At 31.2% G+C, this 26,461-nt stretch carries 28 protein-coding genes; 7 read left to right on the forward strand and 21 right to left on the reverse strand.

Annotated features, from left to right (window positions below; genetic code table 11):
* Nucleotides 1-7: 7 nt before the first annotated feature.
* From BFJ87_RS14390 to BFJ87_RS14405, 4 genes are read right to left on the reverse strand one after another with little or no spacing between them, the layout of a single operon-like run.
* The gene (locus tag BFJ87_RS14390; protein WP_077406120.1) at nt 8-652 is read right to left on the reverse strand and encodes a DUF1361 domain-containing protein; all 645 of its coding nucleotides are present in this window, start codon (nt 650-652) and stop codon (nt 8-10) included.
* Nucleotides 653-654: 2 nt separating this feature from the next.
* Nucleotides 655-1,110, reverse strand: a complete 456-nt coding sequence (locus BFJ87_RS14395) for a hypothetical protein (RefSeq protein WP_077406123.1) — start codon at nt 1,108-1,110, stop codon at nt 655-657.
* Nucleotides 1,111-1,163: 53 nt separating this feature from the next.
* Nucleotides 1,164-1,457 (reverse strand): winged helix-turn-helix domain-containing protein, encoded by a 294-nt coding sequence (locus BFJ87_RS14400; RefSeq protein ID WP_077406126.1) that lies wholly within the window; start codon nt 1,455-1,457, stop codon nt 1,164-1,166.
* A 2-nt stretch (nt 1,458-1,459) separates the two neighbouring features.
* The gene (locus tag BFJ87_RS14405) at nt 1,460-2,083 is read right to left on the reverse strand and encodes a hypothetical protein (protein ID WP_077406515.1); all 624 of its coding nucleotides are present in this window, start codon (nt 2,081-2,083) and stop codon (nt 1,460-1,462) included.
* A gap of 81 nt (nt 2,084-2,164) precedes the next feature.
* Between BFJ87_RS14405 and BFJ87_RS14410 the strand changes: the two genes are divergently transcribed.
* Complete coding sequence (locus tag BFJ87_RS14410; RefSeq protein ID WP_077406129.1) at nt 2,165-2,527, forward strand: DUF1801 domain-containing protein; 363 nt, start codon at nt 2,165-2,167, stop codon at nt 2,525-2,527.
* A gap of 70 nt (nt 2,528-2,597) precedes the next feature.
* Here the strand turns inward: BFJ87_RS14410 and BFJ87_RS14415 are convergent, their stop codons facing one another.
* From BFJ87_RS14415 to kdsA, 3 genes are all read right to left on the reverse strand, one after another.
* Entirely contained in the window at nt 2,598-4,514 is a 1,917-nt protein-coding gene (locus tag BFJ87_RS14415) for a TlpA family protein disulfide reductase (RefSeq protein ID WP_077406132.1), read from the reverse strand.
* Between the two features lie 105 nt (nt 4,515-4,619).
* The gene (locus tag BFJ87_RS14420) at nt 4,620-6,590 is read right to left on the reverse strand and encodes a DUF3858 domain-containing protein (protein ID WP_077406135.1); all 1,971 of its coding nucleotides are present in this window, start codon (nt 6,588-6,590) and stop codon (nt 4,620-4,622) included.
* A gap of 45 nt (nt 6,591-6,635) precedes the next feature.
* Nucleotides 6,636-7,457: a 3-deoxy-8-phosphooctulonate synthase gene (gene kdsA / locus BFJ87_RS14425; protein WP_077406138.1), complete on the reverse strand. Its 822-nt coding sequence runs from the start codon at nt 7,455-7,457 to the stop codon at nt 6,636-6,638.
* 171 nt (nt 7,458-7,628) lie between these two features.
* Between kdsA and typA the strand changes: the two genes are divergently transcribed.
* Both typA and BFJ87_RS14435 read left to right on the forward strand, forming a co-directional pair.
* Nucleotides 7,629-9,428 carry a translational GTPase TypA gene (typA, locus tag BFJ87_RS14430; protein WP_077406141.1) on the forward strand — a complete coding sequence of 600 codons (1,800 nt, stop codon included), beginning with the start codon at nt 7,629-7,631 and terminating at the stop codon, nt 9,426-9,428.
* A 120-nt stretch (nt 9,429-9,548) separates the two neighbouring features.
* Entirely contained in the window at nt 9,549-10,454 is a 906-nt protein-coding gene (locus BFJ87_RS14435) for a hypothetical protein (RefSeq protein WP_077406143.1), read from the forward strand.
* Between the two features lie 70 nt (nt 10,455-10,524).
* Here the strand turns inward: BFJ87_RS14435 and ppgK are convergent, their stop codons facing one another.
* On the reverse strand, nt 10,525-11,262 hold the full coding sequence (gene ppgK / locus BFJ87_RS14440; protein ID WP_077406146.1) for a polyphosphate--glucose phosphotransferase: 738 nt from the start codon (nt 11,260-11,262) through the stop codon (nt 10,525-10,527).
* A 255-nt stretch (nt 11,263-11,517) separates the two neighbouring features.
* Here ppgK and BFJ87_RS14445 point away from each other — a divergent pair, with 255 nt between their 5' ends.
* Nucleotides 11,518-12,468, forward strand: coding sequence for a family 16 glycosylhydrolase (locus BFJ87_RS14445; protein ID WP_077406518.1), 951 nt, complete (start codon nt 11,518-11,520; stop codon nt 12,466-12,468).
* A 62-nt stretch (nt 12,469-12,530) separates the two neighbouring features.
* Here the strand turns inward: BFJ87_RS14445 and BFJ87_RS14450 are convergent, their stop codons facing one another.
* The 10 genes from BFJ87_RS14450 to BFJ87_RS14495 all read right to left on the reverse strand — a co-directional run bounded on the left by BFJ87_RS14450 (nt 12,531) and on the right by BFJ87_RS14495 (nt 18,792).
* Nucleotides 12,531-13,022 (reverse strand): hypothetical protein, encoded by a 492-nt coding sequence (locus tag BFJ87_RS14450; protein ID WP_077406148.1) that lies wholly within the window; start codon nt 13,020-13,022, stop codon nt 12,531-12,533.
* Between the two features lie 109 nt (nt 13,023-13,131).
* The gene (locus tag BFJ87_RS14455) at nt 13,132-13,512 is read right to left on the reverse strand and encodes a hypothetical protein (RefSeq protein ID WP_077406151.1); all 381 of its coding nucleotides are present in this window, start codon (nt 13,510-13,512) and stop codon (nt 13,132-13,134) included.
* A 52-nt stretch (nt 13,513-13,564) separates the two neighbouring features.
* A complete protein-coding gene (locus tag BFJ87_RS14460; RefSeq protein ID WP_077406154.1) occupies nt 13,565-15,025 on the reverse strand; it encodes a potassium/proton antiporter in 1,461 nt (486 codons plus the stop codon).
* Between the two features lie 71 nt (nt 15,026-15,096).
* Nucleotides 15,097-15,558 carry a hypothetical protein gene (locus BFJ87_RS14465; protein ID WP_077406157.1) on the reverse strand — a complete coding sequence of 154 codons (462 nt, stop codon included), beginning with the start codon at nt 15,556-15,558 and terminating at the stop codon, nt 15,097-15,099.
* Nucleotides 15,559-15,678: 120 nt separating this feature from the next.
* Nucleotides 15,679-16,155 carry a hypothetical protein gene (locus BFJ87_RS14470; protein ID WP_077406160.1) on the reverse strand — a complete coding sequence of 159 codons (477 nt, stop codon included), beginning with the start codon at nt 16,153-16,155 and terminating at the stop codon, nt 15,679-15,681.
* A 112-nt stretch (nt 16,156-16,267) separates the two neighbouring features.
* Nucleotides 16,268-16,669, reverse strand: coding sequence for an ACT domain-containing protein (locus BFJ87_RS14475; RefSeq protein WP_077406163.1), 402 nt, complete (start codon nt 16,667-16,669; stop codon nt 16,268-16,270).
* A gap of 14 nt (nt 16,670-16,683) precedes the next feature.
* Entirely contained in the window at nt 16,684-17,010 is a 327-nt protein-coding gene (locus BFJ87_RS14480) for a DMT family transporter (protein ID WP_075695244.1), read from the reverse strand.
* 67 nt (nt 17,011-17,077) lie between these two features.
* Nucleotides 17,078-17,641 carry a Crp/Fnr family transcriptional regulator gene (locus BFJ87_RS14485; RefSeq protein ID WP_077406166.1) on the reverse strand — a complete coding sequence of 188 codons (564 nt, stop codon included), beginning with the start codon at nt 17,639-17,641 and terminating at the stop codon, nt 17,078-17,080.
* A gap of 41 nt (nt 17,642-17,682) precedes the next feature.
* Nucleotides 17,683-18,069, reverse strand: a complete 387-nt coding sequence (locus BFJ87_RS14490; protein ID WP_075695246.1) for an acyl-CoA thioesterase — start codon at nt 18,067-18,069, stop codon at nt 17,683-17,685.
* 102 nt (nt 18,070-18,171) lie between these two features.
* Nucleotides 18,172-18,792: a hypothetical protein gene (locus BFJ87_RS14495; RefSeq protein WP_077406169.1), complete on the reverse strand. Its 621-nt coding sequence runs from the start codon at nt 18,790-18,792 to the stop codon at nt 18,172-18,174.
* A 364-nt stretch (nt 18,793-19,156) separates the two neighbouring features.
* Between BFJ87_RS14495 and BFJ87_RS14500 the strand changes: the two genes are divergently transcribed.
* The gene (locus BFJ87_RS14500) at nt 19,157-19,585 is read left to right on the forward strand and encodes an FKBP-type peptidyl-prolyl cis-trans isomerase (protein ID WP_013621845.1); all 429 of its coding nucleotides are present in this window, start codon (nt 19,157-19,159) and stop codon (nt 19,583-19,585) included.
* A gap of 77 nt (nt 19,586-19,662) precedes the next feature.
* Here the strand turns inward: BFJ87_RS14500 and BFJ87_RS14505 are convergent, their stop codons facing one another.
* The 3 genes from BFJ87_RS14505 to BFJ87_RS14515 are packed head-to-tail and all read right to left on the reverse strand — an operon-like array spanning nt 19,663 to nt 21,450.
* Nucleotides 19,663-19,851, reverse strand: a complete 189-nt coding sequence (locus BFJ87_RS14505; protein ID WP_077406172.1) for a hypothetical protein — start codon at nt 19,849-19,851, stop codon at nt 19,663-19,665.
* A gap of 14 nt (nt 19,852-19,865) precedes the next feature.
* Nucleotides 19,866-20,741 carry a cation diffusion facilitator family transporter gene (locus tag BFJ87_RS14510; RefSeq protein ID WP_077406175.1) on the reverse strand — a complete coding sequence of 292 codons (876 nt, stop codon included), beginning with the start codon at nt 20,739-20,741 and terminating at the stop codon, nt 19,866-19,868.
* Between the two features lie 25 nt (nt 20,742-20,766).
* Nucleotides 20,767-21,450, reverse strand: a complete 684-nt coding sequence (locus BFJ87_RS14515; protein ID WP_077406178.1) for a cell division ATP-binding protein FtsE — start codon at nt 21,448-21,450, stop codon at nt 20,767-20,769.
* Nucleotides 21,451-21,624: 174 nt separating this feature from the next.
* Between BFJ87_RS14515 and BFJ87_RS14520 the strand changes: the two genes are divergently transcribed.
* Together BFJ87_RS14520 and BFJ87_RS14525 are read left to right on the forward strand one after the other, a co-directional pair.
* The gene (locus tag BFJ87_RS14520) at nt 21,625-24,648 is read left to right on the forward strand and encodes a tetratricopeptide repeat protein (protein WP_245799647.1); all 3,024 of its coding nucleotides are present in this window, start codon (nt 21,625-21,627) and stop codon (nt 24,646-24,648) included.
* 31 nt (nt 24,649-24,679) lie between these two features.
* Nucleotides 24,680-26,449 (forward strand): porin family protein, encoded by a 1,770-nt coding sequence (locus tag BFJ87_RS14525; protein ID WP_077406184.1) that lies wholly within the window; start codon nt 24,680-24,682, stop codon nt 26,447-26,449.
* Nucleotides 26,450-26,461 lie beyond the last annotated feature (12 nt).

Raw genomic sequence — 26,461 nt, forward strand, 5'->3', positions numbered from 1 at the left:
TATTTTATTATTTAAACACTATTTTTTTGTGAAGTGTCCAAAATAAAATATATAACAAACTGCCAAAAGCAAACGTCATTGCCCAAACATTGTAATTGGTTAAACTGTGTGCAATATTGTAGGCAAGTATATGTGGTTTTGTAAATAAATCCCAAGAGTTAAAGCGTAAAAACCTACCTAAGTATACGCCATAACCACAAAGTAAGCATAGGTATATCATAAAAAAGTTAGCATTTTTAGCATCATATTTATTTTTTAACACGTGGTAAACATCTATCATAGAGAATAAACCAAGTAATAAACCAATAATTGCATATACAAAAACAAGTAGCAAATCTAGCCAAACCATAGTAGAGCTTTCGTTTTGTAAATGTATAAGGTCTGTAATTATATACGGACTATTAGGTAAAAACAGTAACCACATTCCAAAAACTCCAAATTGTCCTATTTTGCTATAGTTACTATTGTTTAGGTACTTTAATACCTGAGAAAATAAATAGGGTAAACCAGCCAAAAATAAGTTCCACACTAAAAAACTAAAAAATAAGGAACCTGTAATTTTTATGCGTACCGCTAAAATAAAAAAGGCAAAGCCAATTGCAGCTAATAAACCAATATTAGACTTAGTAAATAAAATTAATTTCTGTTTCATTTTTATGATATTAAAAAGGTTGTTTTAATTTTTTTAACTGGTATATGCAACATTTTTAAAAATTCTAATTGATGAAATTGTAATGCATTATTACCTTTAGTATATGCGTTTTTAAATGTTTTATAATAGTCTGGGTAAAGTAGTAGTCCTAAAAATACAACAGCGTATAAGTACAAACTACGCTTACCATTACCCATTAGATAAAACTGCATACTAATTTCTTCTGGTACAGTAATTCCTGTTTCTGTAAGTACATGAAATACATCATGGCTTTCTAATTTGTCTTGTAGTTCAAAATTATGTTTGGTTATAAAAAGCCCAAGACCATTACCTAAAGTGCCTTTTGGGTAACTTAATAAAGTACTAATTTTTATGTTCCAAGCATTGTTGTTTTTTACAAACCTTTGGTACGGAATTTTGCTCCAATCGTATAATTTTTCTAATAGTAATGCCCTCATATTATTTTTGTAAAGTACTTTGTTTTTCAAAGTAAATTTGTAAAAAAAAAGTATTATTGTTTTCCTATTAATTTTTCAAGTGCATTTATATGTTTCTTAAATTCTAACTTACCCAATTTAGTGGCGTAATAGCGTGTATTTGGTTTTTTACCAATAAATTGTTTTTCAACCTTTATATATTCTGCTTTTTCTAAAGACTTAGTATGGCTGGCAATGTTACCATCTGTAGCACCTAATAATTCTTTTAACATATTAAAATCTGCATAATCATTCACCATTAAAATAGACATAATGCCTAATCTAATACGATGATCAAATGCTTTATTAATATTGTTTATAATACTCATACTTAGTTACGGTCGTGTTTAAAGTACATTAAAGATCCATAAATTATGTGGCAAACTCCAAAACCTAAAGCCCAAAAATACAAACCATAACCAACAAATTGTGTAGATATTAAACCAATAGCAATTATTGTAATGCCTAAATAACGTACGCCTCCTAATGTATATTTGCTGGCATTAACGCAAGCAAGACCGTAAAAAATTAAGGTAGCAGGTGCAACAATTTTTATGTATTCATATTGTATTAATACCAAACAGAAAAGCCCACCTACAACTAATGGTAATAAAAAATTTAACAATAAGCGTTTACTAGATACATCCCACATTTTTTCACCACTTTTTTTAGCTTTAAAATAGGTGAGTATAGTACCCGTTACTAAGGCTAGTACCATAACACTTATTGCTATTATTAATAAGCTGTCTAATGCGCCAAACGTCATAAAAAAACGTTTTAACTGGCTAGGTTCTGCTTTAATGGGCTGTATAATATTATGAGCCAAATATGCACCTATTAAAGCATATACACCGGCTAAAATTCCTGATAAGCCGCTTAATGACATAAAACGAGACGATTTGCTCATCATATTTTTAATCTCAGAAATATCGTCTAAGTATTTTTTAGAATCCATATTTAAAGTACTTTGAAAAACAAAGTAAGTTAAAATAATTGTATTGTGCAATGGCCAATGTAAAATTTATATATTTAAAGTATGAAACCTGCAGAAGAATATATTTATAATGCACCAGAAAATTATAGAGCTATTTTAATGCATTTACAAGCATTTATAGTACGTAACGTACCTAATACAGACTTAAAGTTTAAATATAGAGTACCATATTTTTATGTAGATAATAGTCCATTTTGTCATTTAAATTGCACTAAAAATTATGTAGATTTAGTTTTTAAAAACGGACATTACTTAACGCAATACACTAATTTTTTAGTTGCTGATGGCCGTAAAAAAATGAAATCTTTGCGTTATACATCTTTAAAAGAAGTTAATGATGTTGTTTTAACCGCTGTGCTTAAAGATGCTTACCAAGTACGTAATGAAAAATTTTATGGCAAGTAAATAGTAATTGGTGCTAAAAAGAAAAGGCAACTGGTTAGAGTTGCCTTTATTGATAACTAAATGTAAATGGTTACGAGTTTAGCAAGTCAATTTTTAATGATAATTCTTTTACAAGCTTATCTGCACTACCACTGTAGCCAACAGATACAAATTTTATGTTACCATCTGGGCCAATAATTACCTTTGTTGGTATGCCAGTAACTTCAAAATTAGATGCTACTTTATATTCTCTACCTCCTTCTTTTACTGGGTTATCTACTACAACATTAAAAGTATAGTTGTTATTTTTTATAAAGTCTCCTGCTAATTTACTCCTGGTATCATAGTCACCACTTTCCATAGTGTCTACAAATAAAAATACTACATTTTCATTGTTTTTATATTTGTCTACGGCCTTTTGCATACCCGGAAAAGAAGCTTTACAAGGTCCGCACCAAGTAGCCCAAAAATCTAAAACAACAGTTTTACCTTTTAAAGCGGTAAGTTCTACTGTTTCTCCCTTAAGGTTTTTAAGTTTAAAGTTTTTTGGTTTTTTATTTATCATTTCTTCTTTGGTCTTTACAACCAATTTTTGATACCCAACTTCTTCTAAAGCTTGTAAATTTTCTGTAAAACCATCTTCAGAACCATTTTCTATAACATACGCATTTTTGTAGTAATTATTTATTTGTGCGGTAGTATTACCATCTTTAATAAAATTAGAAGCATCTTTTAAAATGGTTTTATATTGTTTGTCCTCGTTTAAAAACATAATGTAACGTTCATTTAACTCCGGATCTTTACCATCTGCAATTGCTTCTTTTTGATACTTTATAGCTTCTTTAATCTCACCTTGTTTAAATTTAATTAGGGCATATGTATCTGCATACATATTATATGTACTTGTCATATTATTTATAAACTGAGACGTAGTGCTGTAGGTTGGTTTAACTTCTGTATTGTTTAAAGCCTTTTTAATTTCATCTAAAGATTTTTTAGAAATTTCTGCAGCAAAATCTAAATTTTCTCCTTTTTCTGCATAGTTCCAAGCAAGACTATTGTAAGTACCAGCTAGCATATTTTTATCAGATACCTGAGCCATTAATTGCAAATACTCATCTTTATTACCATTTTCTATGGCTTTATTAGCAAGCCTACTAACCATATAGTCTTTAATTTTACTTTTATCTCCAAACTGTTCTTTAAAATCTGCAAATAATTGTTTTTGCTTGTCATAGTCTGGTTCTTTATAAAAATTGGTCCAAGCTTTTTGTTGCGCATTTATACCTGTAGGAAACTTATCTATCATCACAAGCTGTAGAGAGTCTACTTTGTTTTTATCTCCTAAGGTTTGGTATAGGGCATTAAGGTTTCTGTAATCTTGCTCTGTTAAATTGTAATTTTCAGTGTAAGAAGCTATTCTTTCTTTAATATATTTTTCTGCTTCCACTTTATTTTCAGCTATAAAGGTTCTAGGGAATACTGCATCCCATTCTTTCTGAATATTTTTATGCGATAAAATATCGGAACTCATTTCTTTAAAAATAGCCTTTTTATTAACATCTAATCCAAGATTAGATCCCATTCTTAACTTAAAATTAGCTAAACTAGCAATAGCTCCAGCTAAAGTATCTCCGTTAGCATTTGTTAAAGGCAATAAGTATCCTTTGTCATTATTAGTATCAAACTCTTTTTTATTTTTAAAATTAAACGCTACTGCAATGGCAGAATCTGGTATCATTATAGATGCTTTGTATAAACTATCTACTTTAGTTAAATTAATATCTACAGGGTATTGTTTATAGCCTACAGTATAGTAATAAAAAGCACTAAGGTCTTTTTCATTGGCTTTAGTTTTGTAACTAATGTGTAAAGAGTCTCCTGGTACTGGTGTAGCATCTGATATATATAATGAACCAATAGTAGTACCAGCTTCTTTTGTTGTATTATTACAAGAAAAACATAGCACAACAAATGTAAATGTTAAAAAACATTTTATAGTTTTCATCTTTTATCTAAATTTTTAGTTGAAAGATAAAAGTATTGGTTTTGTAGGAAATTAACCAACTAAAACTAAATTATTTGTGATTTTTTTTACTAATTAGATAATAATTTATAGTTTTTTTAAGACAACTAGGGAATTGTTTTGAGCGTTAGTGACTTGTTTAAAAAGTTCTTTTAAAGAAAAGTATTCTTCAGGACTATATTGTTCTTTATTTATTATTAATTTGAAGGACACCGTAATTAATCCAGGTTTTGAAGTAACAAGCATTTGTAATCTGCCACCTTTATTTGATAAGGATAAATTGATACTTTTTGGTATTTCTACAACCTTATATTCTGCAGGAATTTTTATTTTGGCTGCATAAGTGTAAGTACGTTTAAAGCCAAAATCTACTGGGTATTTACGTTCATCTGCGGTAAATGGATTAGTAGAGCCAAAAGACTTTACTAAAAATGGGTTAATATACAAAGTATTTTGGTCTAGCACAGTGTTGTTTGTATAGGTGAAATTTTCAACAGTACGTTTTTCATTACTTTGTTCTTCTAAAAATTTATACTCATTAATTTCTGCACTGGTGCCTATTAGTTTTTCTTTGCTATTTAAGTAGTCATCTTCTGTAGTACTATTTAAAACTTTTTTTCTTTCAATTGCTAAATAGCCGCTATTCATTTCATTGTAGGAACCTGTAATTTTATGACTTTCTGGATCTAATTCTAAGTTAGCTAAAACATAATGCTGATTATCTTCTTGTGGCGTAATAGTTTCCCAATAACTATCATTTTTAAAATCCATTACTCTACCTTGGTAGTTTAATGCTCTGTACGGTAGCATACCAAATGGCATTAACTTGTCCGAGGCATCTAGTAAATAAGTATTTCCGCCAATTATAGTTTTAGCAATCACATAGTTAAAATCAGACATTACGGGGTGCGATTTTTTAGGTAAACCATTACTTCTGGTAGATAATAACACTAAATCTGTTTTTAAACCGGCGCTATTAAGTAAGTTTATTAAAGATATATTTATTTCGCCTATATTACCTTTTTTGTTGTCAAAAGCACTTTTTACCCTTATGTCTCTATAAATACCATATTTACCGTTCCATGTAAATCTATCCTTAACAAAATTAAAAATGTTTTTAGCTCTGGTTAAAGAGTCGCCTTCTGTTAATAGAGACTCTGGTACATTTTTTTCAAAAAAACCTTTTTTAGTTAATTGTCTACCTATGTTTTTATCTTTTTTAAATTCTTTGTCTACATCTTCCCAACTTGCTGTATAATTATGAACTTTACCTATGTTAAAACTCACGGTAGAGGCTAATTCAAAATCTATTCTAGAAAGATAATTAAGAGGTGATAGAGTGAATTTTTCATCAAGATCAAATGCAGGGATATCATTTATAGCATATTTTAAAACTTCACATTCTGCAGCATAAGCAAATCCAACATTAAAACAATTTTTTTCTTTTTTAGATTCGTTAATATCTAACTTTAAAAAACCTATTAAACTTCTGTTATATTTATAGTTTCCGGGTATTTTTGCATTAAATTCACTATATATTTTTGGAATATTACTCTGAAACTCCCATCCTTTAAAATTATAAATAAATGGGGACAATAAAGTATATTCATACTCTATAATACTACCAACTTTTACATTAGGGAAAGCAAATTTTACCGCACCTAAATTTAGTCCGATACCAACTCGGTAGATATCACTTTGAGATAGATTATTTTGAGAATCTCTATTGTGAGTAATTGCTTTTATATCAAAAACTATTTCAGAATTTTTTTCAATAGATTTAAATGGTATAATAATATTAGCATTACCAAGACCTTCTTTTTTTAAAATTTTAATCTTTACATAATATTTTTTTTCGATGAAAATTTTATTGTCAATTACTAAGAATTCATTATTCCCTTTTTCAAAAAGTACAACAGCATTAGCTGTACTATCTTTTTCATAAACAGTAAAGTTTTTATCAAAATCAGATAATTGTCCAAATGTGTAACTTTCTTGTGCAACAAGTTGTGTAGTGCTTATTAAAGCAATACAAAATAATAAGATGTTTTTAAACATTGGGTTGGTAAGTTTGATTGGTTTTTTGATTGATGAATTGATGATCTATTTTAAACTATTTACAGTTTTTCTAATAGCCACTAGGTTTGTTAGTACGTGCTCTAAATGGTCTAAGTGTAACATATTTGCACCATCACTTTTAGCATTAGCTGGGTCAAAATGTGTTTCCATAAAAATACCGTCTGCACCAGTCACAATACCGGCTCTAGCAATGGTTTCTATCATATCTGGTCTGCCACCTGTAACGCCAGAAGATTGGTTTGGCTGTTGTAAAGAGTGTGTTACATCTAATACAACAGGTGCATATTGTTTCATAGTAGGTATGCCTCTAAAATCTACAATCATATCTTGGTAGCCAAACATAGTACCACGGTCTGTAACCATAACTTGCTGGTTGTTGCTATCTGTAACCTTAGTAACTGCGTGCTGCATACTTTCCGGACTCATAAATTGTCCCTTTTTTAGGTTTACAACTTTACCTGTATTTGCAGCAGCTACAACTAAATCTGTTTGTCTAACTAAAAAAGCAGGTATTTGTAAGACATCTACATATTCTGCAGCTTTTTCAGCATCAGATACTTCATGAATATCTGTAACAGTAGGAACATTAAAGGTTTCAGAAACTTTTCTAAGAATTTTAAGTGCTTTGTCATCGCCAATACCTGTAAAAGAATCTACTCTACTACGGTTTGCTTTTTTAAAACTTCCCTTAAAAACATAAGGAATTTCTAACTTATCTGTAATTGTAATTATTTTTTCTGCAATGCGCAAAGCCATATCTTCACCTTCTATAGCACAAGGGCCAGATAGTAAGAAAAAATTGTCGCTTTTTGTGTGTTTTATTTGAGGTATAAGATCTAAGTTCATTTGTGTTTTAATTTGTATTTGCAAAGATACTAGTTTTTGCCAGTATTTTACTTTTTGTAAATAACCTCAAAATCAGTATAATAAGAAATTGTAATCTTTTGCTTTTCGGTAAAAAAAATAGAGTATCTTTGCGCGCGCATTTAGGAAGGTAAATGCATTTAAAAATCAGTTATGTCAACAACAAAGAACATTGCAATTATTGCCCACGTAGATCACGGGAAAACAACCTTGGTAGATAAAATTATGTACCACTGTCAGTTATTTAGAGAAAACCAAAATACAGGTGATCTTATATTAGATAACAACGATTTAGAACGCGAACGCGGAATAACAATCGTATCTAAAAACGTTTCTGTAGTCTATAAAGACACAAAAATTAATATTATAGATACTCCTGGTCACGCCGATTTTGGTGGAGAGGTAGAACGAGTATTAAATATGGCAGATGGAGTTTTACTTTTAGTAGATGCTTTTGAAGGACCTATGCCACAAACTCGTTTTGTATTGCAAAAAGCAATAGACCTTGGTTTAAAACCTTGTGTTGTTGTTAATAAGGTTGATAAAGAAAACTGTACGCCAGAAGAAGTACACGAAAAAGTTTTTGACTTAATGTTTGAGTTAGGAGCAGAGGAGTGGCAGTTAGATTTTCCTACAGTATACGGTTCAGCTAAAAATAACTGGATGAGTGACGACTGGAAAAACGAAACTGAAAATATAGAGCCATTATTAGATATGGTTATTGAGCATATACCTACTTTTAAACCAGAAGAAGGTAATACTCAAATGTTAATTACATCTTTAGATTATTCTTCATTTACAGGAAGAATTGCTATTGGAAGATTACAACGTGGTGGCTTAAAAGAGGGTCAGCAAATATCTTTAGTAAAAAGAGATGGTAGCATTGTAAAATCTAAAATTAAAGAACTTTATACTTTTGAAGGTCTTGGTAGATTAAGAGTAGAAGAAGTAAATACAGGAGATATTTGTGCTATTGTAGGTTTAGAAGGTTTTGAAATTGGTGATACTGTTGCTGATATTGAAAATCCAGAGCAATTACAAACAATTGCTATTGATGAGCCAACAATGAGTATGTTATTTACAATTAACGATTCTCCTTTCTTTGGTAAAGATGGTAAGTTTGTAACTTCTCGTCATATTAAAGATCGTTTAGAGCGTGAACTAGAAAAAAACTTGGCATTACGTGTAAACGAAACGGATAGTGCTGATAAATTTTTAGTATTTGGACGTGGTGTATTACACTTGTCTGTACTTATTGAAACAATGCGTAGAGAAGGTTACGAACTACAAATTGGACAACCACAAGTAATTATTAAAGAGATTAATGGCGTTAAATGTGAGCCTATAGAAAGCTTAACTATAGATTTGCCAGAGACTGTTTCTGGTAAAGCAGTAGAAATGGTATCTATGCGTAAAGGTGAAATGACTAGTATGGAGGCAAAAGGAGAGCGTATGGTATGCGAGTTCTTAATTCCTTCTCGTGGTATTATAGGTCTTAGAAACCAATTATTAACTGCAACTGCTGGTGAGGCTATTATGGCACACCGTTTCTTAGAATACCAACCAATGCGTGGAGATATTCCTCAACGTCAAAATGGTTCTTTAGTTTCTATGGAAACAGGAAAAGCAATTCCTTATTCTATTGATAAATTACAAGACAGAGGTAAGTTTTTTGTAGATCCAGGTGAAGATATTTATGAAGGTCAAGTAATTGGTGAAAACTCTAGAGGTGATGATATGACAGTTAACATCACTAAAACTAAAAAATTATCTAACGTGCGTTCTTCAGGTGCAGATGATAAAGCTAAAATTGTACCAGCAATAAAATTCTCTTTAGAAGAAGCTTTAGAATATATACAGAAAGATGAGTACGTAGAAGTTACACCGTCACACTTAAGATTACGTAAAATTTACTTAACAGAAAACGAACGTAAGCGTAATAAAATAGCTTAATTTATTAAGAAGATACATAAAAATCCCAAGATGAACGTCTTGGGATTTTTTTTATTTAATTTTGAAATGTTTTGTAGGTTTAAACGACTATTATATAATAACACATAATTAATAATTAAAATGAAAATAACAGTAAAAATTGTAAGTTTATTTGCAGTACTAGCCTTTGTAGCTTGTAAGGAAACAAGTAAAAAAGACGTTAGTAAAACTACAGTAGAAAAAACTGAAAAAGCAGGATACCACATTCCAGACTCTTGGATAGAAAAAAGAGTTAACGCTGCCAATAAAAGATTAAATGCAACAGAAGCAGGTAAGGTATTATGGAGTGCTATGGAAGCACATGGCGGATTAAAAAAATGGTATGCAAATGGCTATTTATCTTTTAGATTTAATTACCAACCATTAAATGGCAAAGGCATAAGAGATTCTTATCAAACAATAGATACTTGGAGCAATAAAGCAAGGCATAATAGTATTACAGACAAAAATGATATTTTTGGTTGGGATGGAAGTGAGGCTTGGGTACAAGCAAAAGACAGTACTTCTTTTGAGTACGATACTAAATTTTGGGCGCTAACTCCTATATACTTTTCTGGGCAACCATTTGTTTTTGATGGTGAGGGTGTTAACTTAGAATTGTTACCGCAAGTAGAATTTAAAGGAGCTATGCAGAATGTAGTAAAAGTTACGTATGACAAAGGTGTTGGTTCTGCTCCAGATGATTATTATATAATGTATATTAATGCAAAAACTAATTTATTAGATGCTTTTAAATATATAGTGTCATACCCAGAGTACTTTCCTAATGGCGGACATGCACCAGAAAAAATAACCGTAACACAAGATACTACAACCGTTAAAGGTATTGTTTTTGCTAAAGGTTTTAAAACATACTGGTCTAACGAGGACAAAGAAAATGGTTTGGGAGAATATATAACAAAAATTGATGTTAGTGATATTAATTTTTCTGATAAGGTAGAAGAAAATTACTTTTCTAAACCAGAAGGAGCAAAAATTTTAAAATAGTACTAAAATTTAAAATTTAGTATTTAAAAAAGCCTTCGTCTTTTTTTAGACGAAGGCTTTTTTATGCTTTTTATTTGTTTAATGTAGCAGAAGCTGCACCTATAATTCCGGCGTGGTTTTCTAAAACAGCAGGTATTACGGGTGTGTTAATTTTTATGTGTTTGCTAAACTTGTCAAACTCTTTAGATATACCACCACCAATAACTATGGCATCTGGGGCAACTAACAACTCAACATATTCTAAAAAAGTATTTACACGTTTTCCCCATTTCTTAAAAGAAAGTTCTTCTCTTTGCCTGGCAGAATCTGCTGCCCATAGTTCTATTTTTTTATGTTTTTTATATGGTATTTGTCCTAACTCAAAGTTAGGAATTAGTTTGCCATCTAAATATGCACTACTGCCTAAACCAGTGCCAATAGTAATCATAATCACAAAACCTTTAAGTTCTTTGCCTGCGCCATAGTTCATTTCTGCATAGCAAGCAGCATCAGCATCATTTATAACAGTAAATGGTAAACCAGTGGTTTCAGAAAAAAGCTGAGTTACGTCTACACCTACCCATTTTTTGTGCAAATTACCCGGTGTTTTACAAATGCCATTTTTTATTAAGGTAGGAAATCCACAGCCAACAGGACCGTTATAGTTAAAATGTTTAATAATTTTTTTTATCACTTTAGCCATTTCTTTTGGCTTTTTGGTGGGAGGAGTTGGAATTCTAAATCGTTCTGTAAGTTTTTCACCTGTTGTTACATTTACAATTGCTCCTTTTATTCCAGAACCGCCAATATCTATACCAAGGACTTCCATTTAGTTTCTTTATAGTTAGTTTTAACAAGGTAACAAAAAAACTTTAAAGCATATGTGTTAAATATCTATACGCTGTAGGTATAGTTTTATTTGCTAGTAAAAAAGCTAAATATTGTAACTTATTTGTAATAAGTTGTTTGTACAGGTTTAAGATATACGCTTTGCTTTTTTCCTTAATTCATAAAAAATAATTGTTGCTGTATTTTACTTTTACACTGTTTAGTTTCTTTATATTTGGAAGAAAAATATGTAATAATGTTAAGAATAAATTGTAAGTATCTGTTTGCCTTACTAGTTTTTAGTGCTTTATCATGCAGTAGCTCTAATGATGATGATAATGGTGTAACCGATGACGTAGAAGCGGAAGAAACTGTTACTGAAGAAACTGTTATTCAAGAATCTCCGCTTTTTGAAGATGGAAACAGTCCAACTCCATCTGGTAAAAAATGGGTAAAAATCGAAAACATTTCTGATGAGTTTACCAACAATAGCTTTGATGAAACCAAATGGGAAAATACCAGTACTCGTTGGATAGGTAGAGCCCCTGGTATTTTTAAAGCCAATACAGTTTCACAAGCTGATGGTAATTTAATGCTTACTTCATATAAGTTAGATGAACCAGAGGTAATTAATGGAGAAACATTTACTCACGCAGGCTCTAATATTTACTCAAGAAACGCAGCGCAGGTAGGTACTTATGTAGAATGTAGAATGAAAGCAAATAAAACTTTTATGTCTTCTACGTTTTGGCTAATTAATGTTGCTGGTGAAGGTGAAGGTTGTGATAAAAGGGTAACGGAGTTAGATATACAAGAATGTGTTGGGCAAATTACTGGTACAGCTAATTTTGCTAAAAATTTTGATGAAACCATACATTCTAACACGCACAGCAGAGGTACTAGTTGTAACGAAACACCAATTGGTTCTGAAGGAAATAATGTAGCTACAAATGGTAAAGTTTGGGAAGATTACCATGTTTATGGCGCCTGGTGGAAGAGTCCTACAGAAATTGAGTTTTATTTGGATGGTAAAAAAGTTTATACTATAACTCCTAAGGCAGAGTTTAGTTTGCAAATGTACTTAAGACTTGTAGTAGAAACATATGATTGGAATCCGGTTCCAGAAGATGGAGGAATGACAGGGTCGGAATCTGAAAGAACTACTTATTACGATTGGGTTAGATCATGGGAGTTAAAGGACGAATAAAATCTAAGTGATAAATATTTTTAAAAAGCCCCTTGTATGTTGTAAGGGGCTTTTTTTTATGATTAATTAAAATGTTGTAATTTTTTATTAATTAAAGTTTCCCATTTTTTTGCTAATTGCAGCTCTCCAGTTAGCTGCATTTTTAAATCGGAATCATACACGGTAAAAGATACTTCTGGGTCTTGATTATAGCGTGGTATAAATTTTAATTCTAAACCTTTAACTACATACTCTTTACGGTTCTTGGCGTTAATTGTTTGCGTATGCGTAGCAATTTTACACTTTTTAATACCTGTTAAGTTAACAGCTCCTTGGTTTATTACGCCTTCTTCACTTTTGTAATAAAAAACTTGATTTTGTTTATGATCTATTCCAATAATAAAATCGGCATTTATATCATAATCATTAACCGTGCAATTGTTTTCTTTTGCTATTTCTTCTAAGGAAGCAAGCATCTTTTTTTCTCTTTTTTTTCTGCTTCTAGCAATAAAAATAAAAGGTAATAAACATACACTTATTATTATGATTGCTGTTATATCTGTTCCTAAATCCATTATGTAATTTTTTAAAAGTTGATGTATGTAAAAATTTGGCAATGTATGTATACAAAGCCTTTCTGGTAATTTGTTTTTACTGTTGTTACAGTAAAAACCATCAACTTAATTACAAGAAATTATGAAAAGGGAACATTAGTTTTAACTTTTTAAATTGAACTAAAAAGTTAATGTAAGTATTATGGTAATTAGAGCTTAATGATAATGTGTTATGCGGAGTTGCATAAGTACTAGGTGCTAAAAAACTCTGAAAAAGATCTTTTAAATTAGAAGGGTAGTTGCTATTATTGCTAGGAATACTAACAACATTTTCTGTTTGTGAAGACTGTATAAAGAAGTTGTTAGATGCCTTATATGAAAACTGTACTTCTTTAGCTGTAGAAGTATCTTCTACACTATAATTAGCAAGAGAATTAGTTACAATACCTATTGCTAAGCAATAAAGTGCCGTAAGTAAAAAAGCGCTTATAAAATTTACTGTTTTTTTCACGCCGCAAATGTACTTTAATAAGTAAAAACTAAAATGTTAATTTATATTAAAGTTACTTGTTTAGGCAGTTTTTTACATTGTCTATAGCTTCTTGCTTATCTGCAAGTACTACTAATATATCTTTATCTTCAATAACTGTAGACCCGTTTGGAGTAACGTATTTATTATCTCTGCGTATCATTGCTATAATTGCGTGTTTAGGAAAACCTAGGTCTACAATTTTTTTGTTTACTGCGTAGCAATTAGTGGTAACAGGAATTTCTTTTATTAGTGCTTTTGGGTTGTCTTCTAATAGAAGGTCTGTTGCACTTAGTTTTTTCTCTTCGTTTGGTAATGCTACATTTAACCATTTTGCCATTACAGATAATGTAGTTCCTTGTATTAGTACAGATGATACAGATATAAAAAACACGATATTAAACATCATATCTGCTTTGTCTATACCAGCCAGCAATGGATAGGTAGCAAAAACAATAGGTACAGCACCACGTAAACCAACCCATGAGATGTAAAACCGACGTCTAAATTTCATTTTAAAAAATAACAGGCTTAAAAATACGCTTACGGGACGTGCCACTAAAATTAAAAATAAAGAGATAAGTATACCAATACCAAAAACAGGAATAATTTTAGAAGGAAAAACAAGCAATCCTAAGGTTAAAAACAGTACAATTTGCATTAACCAGGCTAAACCATCATACATTTTTAAAATGGTTTTTTTATGAATTAAATCTTGATTACCTAAGTAAACAGCACAAATGTAAATAGCTAAAAAACCATTACCACCAACAAAGTCTGTAGCAGAAAATGTAATAAACATTAATGCAATTACAAGCACAGGATATAAGCCTTCAAAATCTAACTTAATTTTATTTATAATGTATTTACTTAGTTTACCAAACCCAAACCCTGCAATTGCTCCAAATGCCATTTGTTGTATAAACATTGGTATTATAGAAAATATACTTTGGTCTTGATTTATTACCAATGTTAAAAAGGCAAGTGTTAATACGTATGCCATAGGATCATTACTACCACTTTCTAACTCTAGAGTTGGTCTTAAATTATTTTTTAGTGCTAAATTTTTAGATCTTAAAATAGAAAATACGGCTGCAGCATCTGTAGATGATACAATAGAACCAAGTAACATACTTTCATAAATTGTAAAATTGGTAATGTAAAAAACAAATGTGCCTATGGTAACAGCAGTTAAAAGTACGCCTATAGTAGATAGTACAATTCCTTCTTTTAAAATAGGTTTTACAGTGTTCCAGTTGGTGTCTAATCCTCCAGAAAAAAGAATAAAATTTAAAGAAACTATGCCTATAAATTGTGCAAGCTTAGGGTCATCAAACTTAATGCCTCCTATACCGTCAGAACCTGCAAGCATACCAATTACCAAGAATAACAATAAAGTTGGCACTCCAAATTTATAAGATGTTTTACCAACTATAATGCTTATAAAAAGTAATATAGAGCCAACTAATAAAATGTTTTCTATTGTTAAGTTCATTTAGTTTAATTTTACTAATGAACAAAAATAGGAGTTATAGCCGTATAAAATGATGAAAATTTGTTAATGTATTACTTTGTAAGTTTCCACCATTTTTTTTTCTTAGGCGCTAGATCTACTCTGGTATCCAAAAAGTCGTAATACTTTTTATCTTCTTGCATAAAAATGGTCTTACCTTTTATGGCATATGCTCTGTTTAACTCACATTCTGCTCTATGCTTATTGCCAATTTCTAGCTGGCATTGTCCTAATCTTAGGTGTATAAAAGGGTTGCCAATAGCATCCGGACATTGCATAGCGCTAGATAAATTTTCTACGCCCGCTGTGTAATCTTTATTTATAAAATTAATATCCCCAATAGTAGCTAATAACCAAGTGCTAGTTTCCCATTTTGTTTTAGGTTCGGGAATTAGGTCATAAGCAGACCAATATTTTTTTAATGCCGTTGTATATTCTTCCTTTTCTACTAATAAATCTGCAGCTTTAGATAATTGCAGAATTTGCATATAAATATGGTCTTCCAATTCCTTCATTTGGACTTTTTAACGCATAAATTACAGCCTTTTTTTAATATATATGCATATTATTTATAAAGCAGTAATAACTTAATGTTTGCTTAACTTTTTTTAGCTTTTAAGTTAAGTTTTTGTAATTTATTTTAAGCTATTAATCAATTTTTTAAAGTGCGGATAATAGATTCTTCCCCACATAGGATTTTTAGAAAATTGATGTACTTCTTTAGTATCTGGGTTATAAATTACAGGAATTGTAAATCCAGCCCATTTTTTACCAGATTTTAATTTTACGCAATATTCCTTAGCCTGTTCATCTACATTGGTAGAAATTAAGATAGAAATTACGCCAATCCCAGACTGTAAACCACGTGGCCAACCAGTGTAATTTGTTTTTGTAAAATTAAATGCTTCTGTAATGTGTTGGTTTATAACTGCAGTTGTTATTTTTTCATCCTTAAAATCTGTAGCAACAATAAATGTATTTAGTTGAGTAGCCATCCAAGCTAGTTTAAATTTTTTCTCGTAACCAATTACACTTGGTTTATTTGTAATAGTAGTGTCAGAATGATAAATACCTTGAGCAATTAGTTTTTGTTTAATACTATCTGTTGTCATTGTAAGCGGTTTAGTTATTTTTTATGCATATCAAAAATACTACAATTAGATGTTTAAAAATTAACTGTTTACCGTGAGAAACTAAAATTTTTAAGTAGGTATAGTTATTTATTTACTCTTGTTTTTTAGATAATTCTTCTAAAACCATAATAGCCTTTGCAGCATCTTTTTTATCTACGAATATATGATCATGATAATACGCAGCAATTACATTACAGCTAATGTTATGCTTTGTTAATTCTGAAGAAAAAGCAGCTGTTAGACCTACAGCTTCTAATGATGAGTGTATGGTAAGTGTAATCCAACTTGCAATAAAACTATAAGTAAACTCTTGTTTGTCCGCATAGCCTTTTGTTGTAATAATAGTAATACCTTCTGCTTCTGTAAACTCACAAATTACTTTTTTACGATCTAGCAAACTACTGTCTTTTATAGTGCAAAAAACATATTCTCCTTTGTTAAGTTTAGGAGTCATACCTTTTAATAATTCTGATAAATTAGTTTTTCCAGACATTTTTTTCTTTTTAGTTAGTGTGCTACGGCTTTTAATCCAATAACAGATGCTATAAGTGTAATTATAAAAAATACTCTCCAAAAGTTAACAGGATCTTTAAAAACAAAAATACCAACCAAAACAGTGCCTACAGCACCTATACCTGTCCATACGGCATAACCTGTGCCAATAGGTATGGTTTGCATTGCTTTAATTAATAATATAAAACTAGTTGCAGAACAAATAAAAAAACCACCGTACCATAAGTACACATCTGTTCCTGTGGCCTCTTTAGCTTTACCTAAGCAAAAGGCAAAAGCAACCTCAAAAAGTCCTGCAATTATTAAAATTATCCAATTCATAGTAAAATTTTTAGCAAAGGTCTAGTAACTTAATTAAACTAAATTTTACAAATGATAAAAAAGACAATTATTTTATTGCAGCTCTAATTCTGCTTAAACTAACTTGTGTAATGCCTAAATAAGATGCTATGTGCCCCAGTTGTACTCTTTTAATTAAATCTGTGTTGGTATTTAGTAACTCTAGGTAGCGTTGTGTTGCAGTTTTAAACTGTTTAGATATTAAGCGTTCTTCTGTTTTTATTAGCTCTTGTTCTGCAAATTTACGTCCCCAATTAGCAATGTGTATATCTTCTAAAAAAAGCTGTTTTAATGTGTTAGATTCAAGTTTATATAATGTACAGTCTTCTAACAGTTCAATATTCTCATACCCTTTTTTATTTTCAATATAACTACGCATAGATATTACAGCTTCAGACTCTTTGCCAAACCAAAAGGTAACCTCTGTACCATCAAAATTAGCATAAGCTCTTACAATACCACTTTTTATAAAGTAAATATTGGGTTCTATTGTGTGGTCTTTTATAATTATATGTTGCTTTGGGTATGTTACTTCCACCATATTATCTCTAATTTTAGCCAAAGATGTTTGTGGTAGTGTATAAACTTTGTTGAGTATAGCGTCTATAGTCATTTTAAAAATGATATAAATATAAAAGAAAACTAATAAGGTAGTTATTTCAATATTTTAACCGGTTGCTTATTTTCATCAATTGCAACAAAAGTAAACTCGCCAGATACTGCTTTTTCTCTGTAGTCAGAGTACATTTCTTCTATATAAATATCTACCCTAACTTTTAAACTGGTATTGCCAACGTGCGTAACGTAGCCACACAATTCTGCAATAGTCCCAGCAGGAATAGGCATTTTAAAATCTATTTTATCACTACTAACAGTTACCATTTGCTGTCTGCTAAATCTTGTAGCACAAATAAATGCAGTTTCATCCATAAGTTGCATAGCAGTACCACCAAAAAGAGTGTCATAATGGTTGGTAGTGTTAGGAAAAACGGCTTTAAAAATTGTTGTTACAGATTTTTCAATTCTTTCTTCTAATGTCATAAATGTAGATTTGTTCAAATGTTAAATTGCGTCTTTTTATGGAGAGAAAAAGAGGTTGTAAAAATACTATATTATGTTTTAAAAAGTAGAGAAAGTAAATTTTTAATCTAAAGTAAAAACAGCGGTAATAATAAATATATCTTCCTGGGGTACTAAGTCTTTTATACTATTAGCAAAGTAAGGAGAAACTATTTTTTCTCTGTGCAAATCCCACAAATTAGTTTCGCTACCACATTTTGGCTCTTTATCTCTATTAAAATTATAGCTTTTACACAACTCTATTAGTAATTTAAAAAACATATTTATACTAGATGTTAGTTGTAAAAAATTACCTTCTAAATCACTAACATAAATAGGGGTTTGTTCTTGTGTAGTATCTGCCCATATTTTTTTTGCAGACGCATTAAATGAGTGCGCTATTACAACTTTTCCGTTTTTCCAAGGATTGTTTTTTTTAGTCATTGCAGATCCTTTTCCAAAAATATGAAGCTTTGGATGTAAACTAGAAAAAGTATTTATATGTATGTGTGGTAAAATTAGGAGTGTACTATAATTGCTGTATAAGTAACTAAGTTCTGCAGAAAGTGCTTGTTCTTTTACGTGTGTTATTGGTGTAGAATTTTTTCGGTCTAAAAAGTCATTTTTACTCCCAAATTTAGTTGTGCGTAATACACTCTGAAAATCTTTTAAAGTGTTTGTAAATTCTTCTAGACTATTTTTCATACCTCATTATAAAAATATACCGAGCTAAAGTAATAGTTTTTATTGGCTAATTTTTATTGATTTTGTAACCGCTTGCAACAAGTTTATATCTGTTTTCTGAAATAAACCTGACAGAGTTGCTGATTTTTAATTTATAAATCTTATTTTTTTTGGAACTTTCTTTTTTAAAACTATAACCACCATCAGAGGGTTGTGACCGTTTTTTGGGGTTAATTTAGATATTTAAATGTTGGTTACAGCTCTATTGTGTCAGGTTTTTAGTCTTTTGGCTTGATTTTGGCAGAATTGTTAGTCTAAGTTTAAAATAAAATATTGGCTGTATAAGAATTATACAAAGGATATTTTAAAAATTGAAAAATACAATATGAGTATAGTTAAGGAAAACAACACGGTAAAAGTTAATTACACAGGGAAGTTGGCAGACGGACAAGTTTTTGATACTTCTGAAGGTAGAGAACCGTTAGAGTTTACTTTAGGTCAAGGACAGTTAATACCTGGTTTTGAAAAAGGTGTTTTAGATATGAAGCTAAACGAAAAAAAGACCATTACTATTGCTAAAGAAGAAGCATATGGTGAGGTTAACGAAGCTTTAATACAAGAAGTTAAAAAATCTGAGCTTCCACAAGATATGGAGCCTAAAGTTGGTATGGGATTAGTTTCTAAAGCTCCAGATGGTAGAGAAATGAACCTAATGGTAGTAGAAGTTAAAGATGAGTCTATTGTTATAGACGGTAACCACCCGCTAGCAGGTAAAGACCTTATTTTTGATTTAGAAGTTTTAGAGATTAAATAAGCCTACTTTTTAAAATAATATAACCCGATAAACTTAGTTAAAGTTTATCGGGTTTTTTATACTAAATATGTTTTTCTCTACTCTTCATAGTTTGTAGAAGTCTTCATTTTTTTATAGCCAGTGTAAGTTAGTAAAATGCCATTGGCAATACATATAATACCAATAGTTTTTTGTTGTAAAGTAAGTAATGCAATACCGCCAATTATACCGCAAATGCCAAATGTAGTTAATTGTTTGCCTTTATGGTATTGCTTATTAGTGCTCATAGTTTTGTTGTTTGTTATTCATAATTGTCTGGCTCTATATGTATTAAAACATATTCTAGATTTGGAATTTCTGCCATAAGATAATCTTTTAATTTGTGAGATATATCATGGCCTTCTTTTACTGTAATTTTTCCGTCTACAATGGCGTGCAAATCTATATGGTATTTCATTCCGGCCTTTCTAATAAAACATTTTTCGGTATCTAAAACGCCATCAACCTGTGTAGATTTAGTTCTTATTTCATCAATTAAATCATCATACAATTGCTCATCCATAACCTCGCCAAGTGCAGGTCTTAAAATTAAATAGCTGTTATAGAGGATAAAACCAGAGGCAAGTAGGGCAGCCCAATCATCTGCAGTTTCATATCCTTTACCACAAATTAGTGCAATAGAGATACCAATAAATGCCATTATAGATGTTATGGCATCGCTTCTGTGGTGCCAAGCATCTGCTTTTAAAGAGGTACTATGTATTTGCTTACTCTTTTTTAGAACTATACGGTACAGAACTTCTTTCCAAATAATAATAACTCCTAAAACAATAAGTGTCCAGGCTTTTGGTATTTTGTGTGGTGTTTGTATGTTCTGTATACTTTCATATGCTATTATAGTGGCAGATGTAACTAAAAAAGCAACAACCAAAAAAGTAATTAAGGGTTCTATTTTTCCGTGCCCGTATGGGTGATTTTCATCTGCAGGGCGTTTAGCATATTTAAATCCAACAAGCACTAGTAAAGAAGAAAAAACATCTGTAGTAGACTCAATAGCATCTGCAATAAGTGCATAAGAATTACCAAAAAAACCAGCAAGTCCTTTAATAATAGCGAGACAAAGGTTGCCTATTATGCTAAAATAGGTTGTTTTAATGGCGGTGTCTTCAACATTCATAGTTGTAGGCCTTTTGCAAGTTTTTTTAAACGGCGCGTTGTACTACTTCAAACACCTTATTATCATCACACTTTAAGGTTTTAGAGGGGTATTTTAATATAAGCGCATAGTCGTGTGTTGCCATTAAAATTGTACGTCCGGCTTTATTTATATCCTGTAGTACTTTCATAACCTCTACACTAGTTTGCGGGTCTAGGTTACCAGTTGGTTCATCGGCTAAAATAAGTTCTGGGTCGTTAAGCAAAGCACGTGCTATGGCAATACGTTGTTGTTCTCCGCCAGAAAGCTCATGAGGAAATTTAAAACCTTTAGTTTTCATCCCAACCTTGTCTAAAACTTCTTCAATTTTAGTATCCATTTTGGTACGGTCTTTCCAACCTGTAGCTTTTAAAACAAAAAGTAAATTGTTATTTATGGTGCGGTCTGGTAATAATTTAAAATCCTGAAAAACAATACCAAGTTTACGGCGTAAAAAAGGAATGTCTTTTTCTTGCATTGTTTTTAAATCTATATCTACAATATTGCCAGTACCTTCTTTTAATGCCAAGTCACCATAAAGGGTTTTCATAAAACTACTTTTTCCGCTACCTGTTTTCCCTATTAAATATACAAACTCGCCTTTTTTTATTTTCAAGGAGATGTTATTAAGTACAAGGTTGTCTTTTTGGTAAACAGAAACATCTTTAAGTTCTAAAATAGTGTCTTGCATAAATTTTGAGGTAAATAAATTTACTGGTATTATTGTTGATATAAAAGTAATAAGTTTAAGGGTAAAAGTAAGGTGCTTTGGTAAAAAATATTTTTCTTAGTTTTAATATACTTTTGGCCATTTTAAACGTTATATAATTTAACAAAGGTATATCACTATAAGACCTTAGTCTATATGAAAATGAAAAAAATAGCAATACTCCTATGTTTTATGGGGATGTCTATCTATGGATATTCGCAAAAAACAGAAATTTACACAAACAAAAATAAAGATTACGTAAAAGCATTGTCTTTGTACAACGACAAGCAGTATCAAGCATCGCAAGCTGTTTTTAAGGAAGTAGCAAAAAGCACCGATGATTACGAGACAAAAGCCAATAGCTATTATTACATTGCTACCGCTGCAATACGTCTAAACCAGTTAGGGGCAGATAAGCTTATGGAGCAATTTGTAGAAGACTACCCAACGTCTACCAAAAGAAATACAGCTTATTTAGATGTGGCAGATTATTATTTTGAAACAGGCAAATATCCGCACGCTTTAAAATGGTATGCAAAGGTAGACCAATCTTCTATGTCTAGGAAAGACAAAGAACGATTTGAGTTTAATAATGGTTATGCTCTTTTTTCATCTAAAAAATATAAAGATGCAGAGCGTTATTTAAATCGTGTTACCAACTCTGCAACCTATGGTTCTCAGGCAAAATACTACTTAGGGTATATTGCTTATGAACAAGATAATTACCAAGAGGCTAATGAGCGTTTTGACCAGATTACAGATCAGGATGAGTTAAAAGAAAAACTATCATACTACCAAGCAGATATGAACTTTAAGCTTGGTAATTTTGAAAAAGCCATAGCACTTGCTAAAGAACAGTTGCCAAAGGCAGATAGGAATGAGGTATCAGAATTAAATAAAATAATAGGAGAAAGTTATTTTAATCTTAAGCAATACAACAACGCTATACCATACTTAACAGAGTATAAAGGTAAACGTGGTAAATGGAGTAATACAGATTATTATTTACTTGGATACAGTTACTATAAGCAAGGAGATTACGCAAATGGTATAGACCAGTTTAATAATATTATAGATGGTGATAATAGTGTGTCTCAAAACGCATATTACCATTTGGCTGAATGTTATTTAAAGCTAGATAAAAAACAAGAGGCTTTAAATGCATTTAAAAATGCGGCACAAATGGATTATTCTGAGGAAATTAAGAAAGATGCTTATTTAAACTACGCCAGACTTAGTTATGAAATTGGAAATGCCTACGAGCCTGTACCGTCTGTACTAACTAAATATTTAGAAACATATCCAAATACTGAGCATACTAAAGAAATTCAGGAGCTTTTAGTAGACTCTTACATTACCTCTAAAAACTATAAAGGTGCTTTAGAGTTACTAGAGAAAAACAAAAACTATGCAAGTAAAGAAACCTACCAAAAGGTTGCTTTTTACAGGGGAGTAGAATTGTTTTTAGAGCAAGATTATGAGAGTTCTTTAAAGGCTTTTAACTTGTCTTTAGATAATGCAGAGGAGCCTAAATTTAAAGCTAGAGCAAATTTCTGGAAAGCAGAATCGCTTTATTTGCTTAATAAGTTTGATGATGCTTTGGTGTCGTTTGTTGCTTTTCAGCAAAACCCAATGTCTGTTTCTACAGATGAAAATAAGGAGTTAGATTACAATTTAGCGTATACTTATTTTAAGCTGAATGATTATGTAAATGCAACATCATACTATAAAAAATATACAGATAGCAAGCCAGAAGATGAGGCTAAGTTAAATGACGCTTATTTGCGTTTAGGAGATTGTTACTTTGTAACTAGTAAGTACTGGCCGGCAATAGAGACGTACAATATTGCTTTAAAAAATAGAGGCGGACAAAAAGATTATGCTGCCTACCAAAGAGCATTAAGTTATGGTTTTGTTGGTAAGAGTGATACAAAGATTGATGAATTAAAAACCTTTGTTACAAAATATAGCAATTCTACCTTAAAAGACGATGCTTTGTATGAGCTAGGAAACACCTATATTAAACTAGGTAATGAAGATTTAGGTTTACATGCGTATAACAAACTTATTGAAGAGTATAAGGGGAGTAGTTTAGTGCCAAGGGCACTATTACGCCAAGGTTTAGTACACTACAATGCCAGCAGAAATGAGCAAGCATTGGCTAAGTTTAAAACTGTTGTACGTGACCACGCAAAAACACAAGAAGCTATACAAGCTGTGGCAACAGCAAAATTAGTTTATGTAGATCTTGGTAGGGTAGATGAGTATGCAAACTGGGTTAGAGATTTAGATTTTGTAGAAGTTACAGATTCAGAATTGGATAACGCCACTTATGAGTCGGCAGAAAAGCAATTTATAGAAAACAAAACAGATGCAGCTATTAAGGGGTATGAGAATTATATAAAAGAATTCCCTAACGGCTCACATATTTTAGATGCCAACTTTAAGCTTGCACAATTGTATTTTGCTAAAGGGCAAAAAATAACTGCTTTGCCTCATTATAAGTATGTGGCAGACCAAGGTGGTACAGAATTTACAGAGCAGGCTATAGCGCGTGTTTGCGAAATTTATATAGCAGATAATAAATATACAGATGCTTTTCCTTACCTAGAAAAGCTAGAGCAAACGGCAAATATTAAGCAAAACGTAACCTTTGCACAATCTAACTTAATGAAAGGTTATTACAACCAAAAGAACTACAGTAAAACTATTGCTTATGCAGAAAAAGTGTTGGCTACAGAGAGTATAGATAACCGTATTAAAAGTGATGCTCATATTATGATAGCGCGTTCTGCTATTAAAACTAATAATGAGCCTAAGGCAAAAGAGGCTTATGCTATTGTACAAAAAATAGCAACAGGAGAAAGAGGAGCAGAGGCTTGGTACTACAATGCTTATTTTAAGCATAAAGAGCAAGATTATGAAGGTTCTTCAGAGGCAGTACAAACATTGGTAAAAGATTTTTCTGGATATAAAGAGTGGGCAGGTAAAGGGCTTTTAATTATGGCTAAAAACTACTACGCATTAGGAGATGCCTACCAAGCAAATTATATTTTAGAAAACATTATTAAAAACTTTGGCAGTTACCCAGATATAGTAGCAGAGGCGCAAACAGAGCAACGACTTATTAAAACTAAGGAGTCGCGCAGCAACTCGTCTATAAATCCAGACGGCAACTAATAAACAGGTAACAAAAAAATAAGAACACACTATGCAAAAGTATATCTATATAATTATTACTTTATTTCTAGGATTGGCACAATTTGCCTTTGCACAAGAAAAAGATAAGGATGAAGAGGAAAAAGATTTAGGAACAGAGACTGTAACAGTGGTAAAAGCCTACAAGCCAACTATTGCAGATGCTTTTAAATTAAAGTCTACACCAGTAATTAACGGTGCCGTAGAACTAAAGAAAAAGCCAATTAAATACAGTATTTTTTCTGTGCCGGTAGCTTCTACATTTACTCCAGCAAAAGGAAAAGCTACTGCAGTAAAAAAGAGAAAGCCAGAGGAATTGTTTAATTCATACGCTTCTATAGGTTTAGGAAACTACAGTAATGCACTGGTAGATTTTTATACTAGTAGACCTATTAACAGAAATGAAACGTTAGATATTGGATTAAACCACCATTCTTCTCGTGGAGATATAGAAGAAGCTCCTGTAGATAATGTTTTTTATGATACTAAAGTAAAAGGTATTTATACCAGAAGAGAAAGAGATTTGGAGTGGAATGCTAATGTAGGATTGCAACACAAGTTGTATAGCTGGTATGGAGTAACGGAAGATGCTTTAGGTGCAACACCAGAAAGTTTAATAGATGAAAAACAACACTATTTTGATGCTGAACTTGGAGGCGAACTTAAAATGGAAGATTATCTAATAAAAGGAGGTGATGTATTGTTAAGACGTTTTTGGGACGCAACAGAATCTGGTGAAAATAGAGCGGTTATTAACGCAGCTGTAGAAGTCCCAATTTCTAATGAGCTTATTAATTTTAATGTAAAACTAGATTACCTTGGTGGTAAATTTAAAAATGCTAGTTTAAATAATACGGACAATACTGGAGAAATTAAATTTGGTCAAGTACAGTTTGGTGTAAACCCTAGTCTGGTAATTTTAAGAGATGACCTTACTTTAAATTTAGGAGCTAATGTAGTTTATGGTTTAGATACAGAAGCTAGCAATAGTAATTTTTATGTTTATCCAGCAGTAACAGCATCTTATAGGTTATCTGGAGAAACAGCTATTGCATATGGTGGTATAGAAGGAGATTTACACCAAAACTCTTATCACGATTTTGTAGATGAAAATCCATTTGTGTCTCCAATGCTTACAATTTTACCAACCGATAGTCAGTACAATGCTTACGCTGGTTTAAAAGGACAGTTGTTAACTAACTTAGGATACAATGTAAAGGCATCTTATAAGGCAGATAATAATAGAGCATTATATAAATTAAATCCAGAAAATACATTTAGAGCAGATGAAGATAAAGATTATCATTTAGGAAATACGTTTGATATTTTTTATGATGATATTAAAACATTTTCATTTTTTGGACAATTAAATGTAGATGTAAACAGAAATTTTGCTTTAGGTATAAATGCAGAAGTCTTTAGCTACACAACAGAAACAGACAATCCTGCGTGGAACTTGCCAAAAGTAAAAGGATCGTTGTTTATGGATTATCAAATTAATGAAAAATGGTTTATGGGAGCTAACTTATTCTTTGTAGGTGAAAGAGAAGATTTAAGCTCTGTAGCTGCTACAGGTACACAACCACAAGATTTTGCATCTACAGTGGTAACTTTAGATAGTTATTTTGATGCTAATGCGCATATTGGTTACCGTTTAGATGAAAAATTATCTCTCTTTATAAAAACTGCAAATATTACAAATAATAGTTACCAACGTTGGGCAAATTATCCGGTACAAGGTTTTCAGGTACTTGCAGGAGCAACATATAAGTTTAATTGGTAATAAAAATATGAT

Source organism: Cellulophaga omnivescoria (assembly GCF_001999725.1).
Lineage (GTDB): Bacteria > Bacteroidota > Bacteroidia > Flavobacteriales > Flavobacteriaceae > Cellulophaga > Cellulophaga omnivescoria.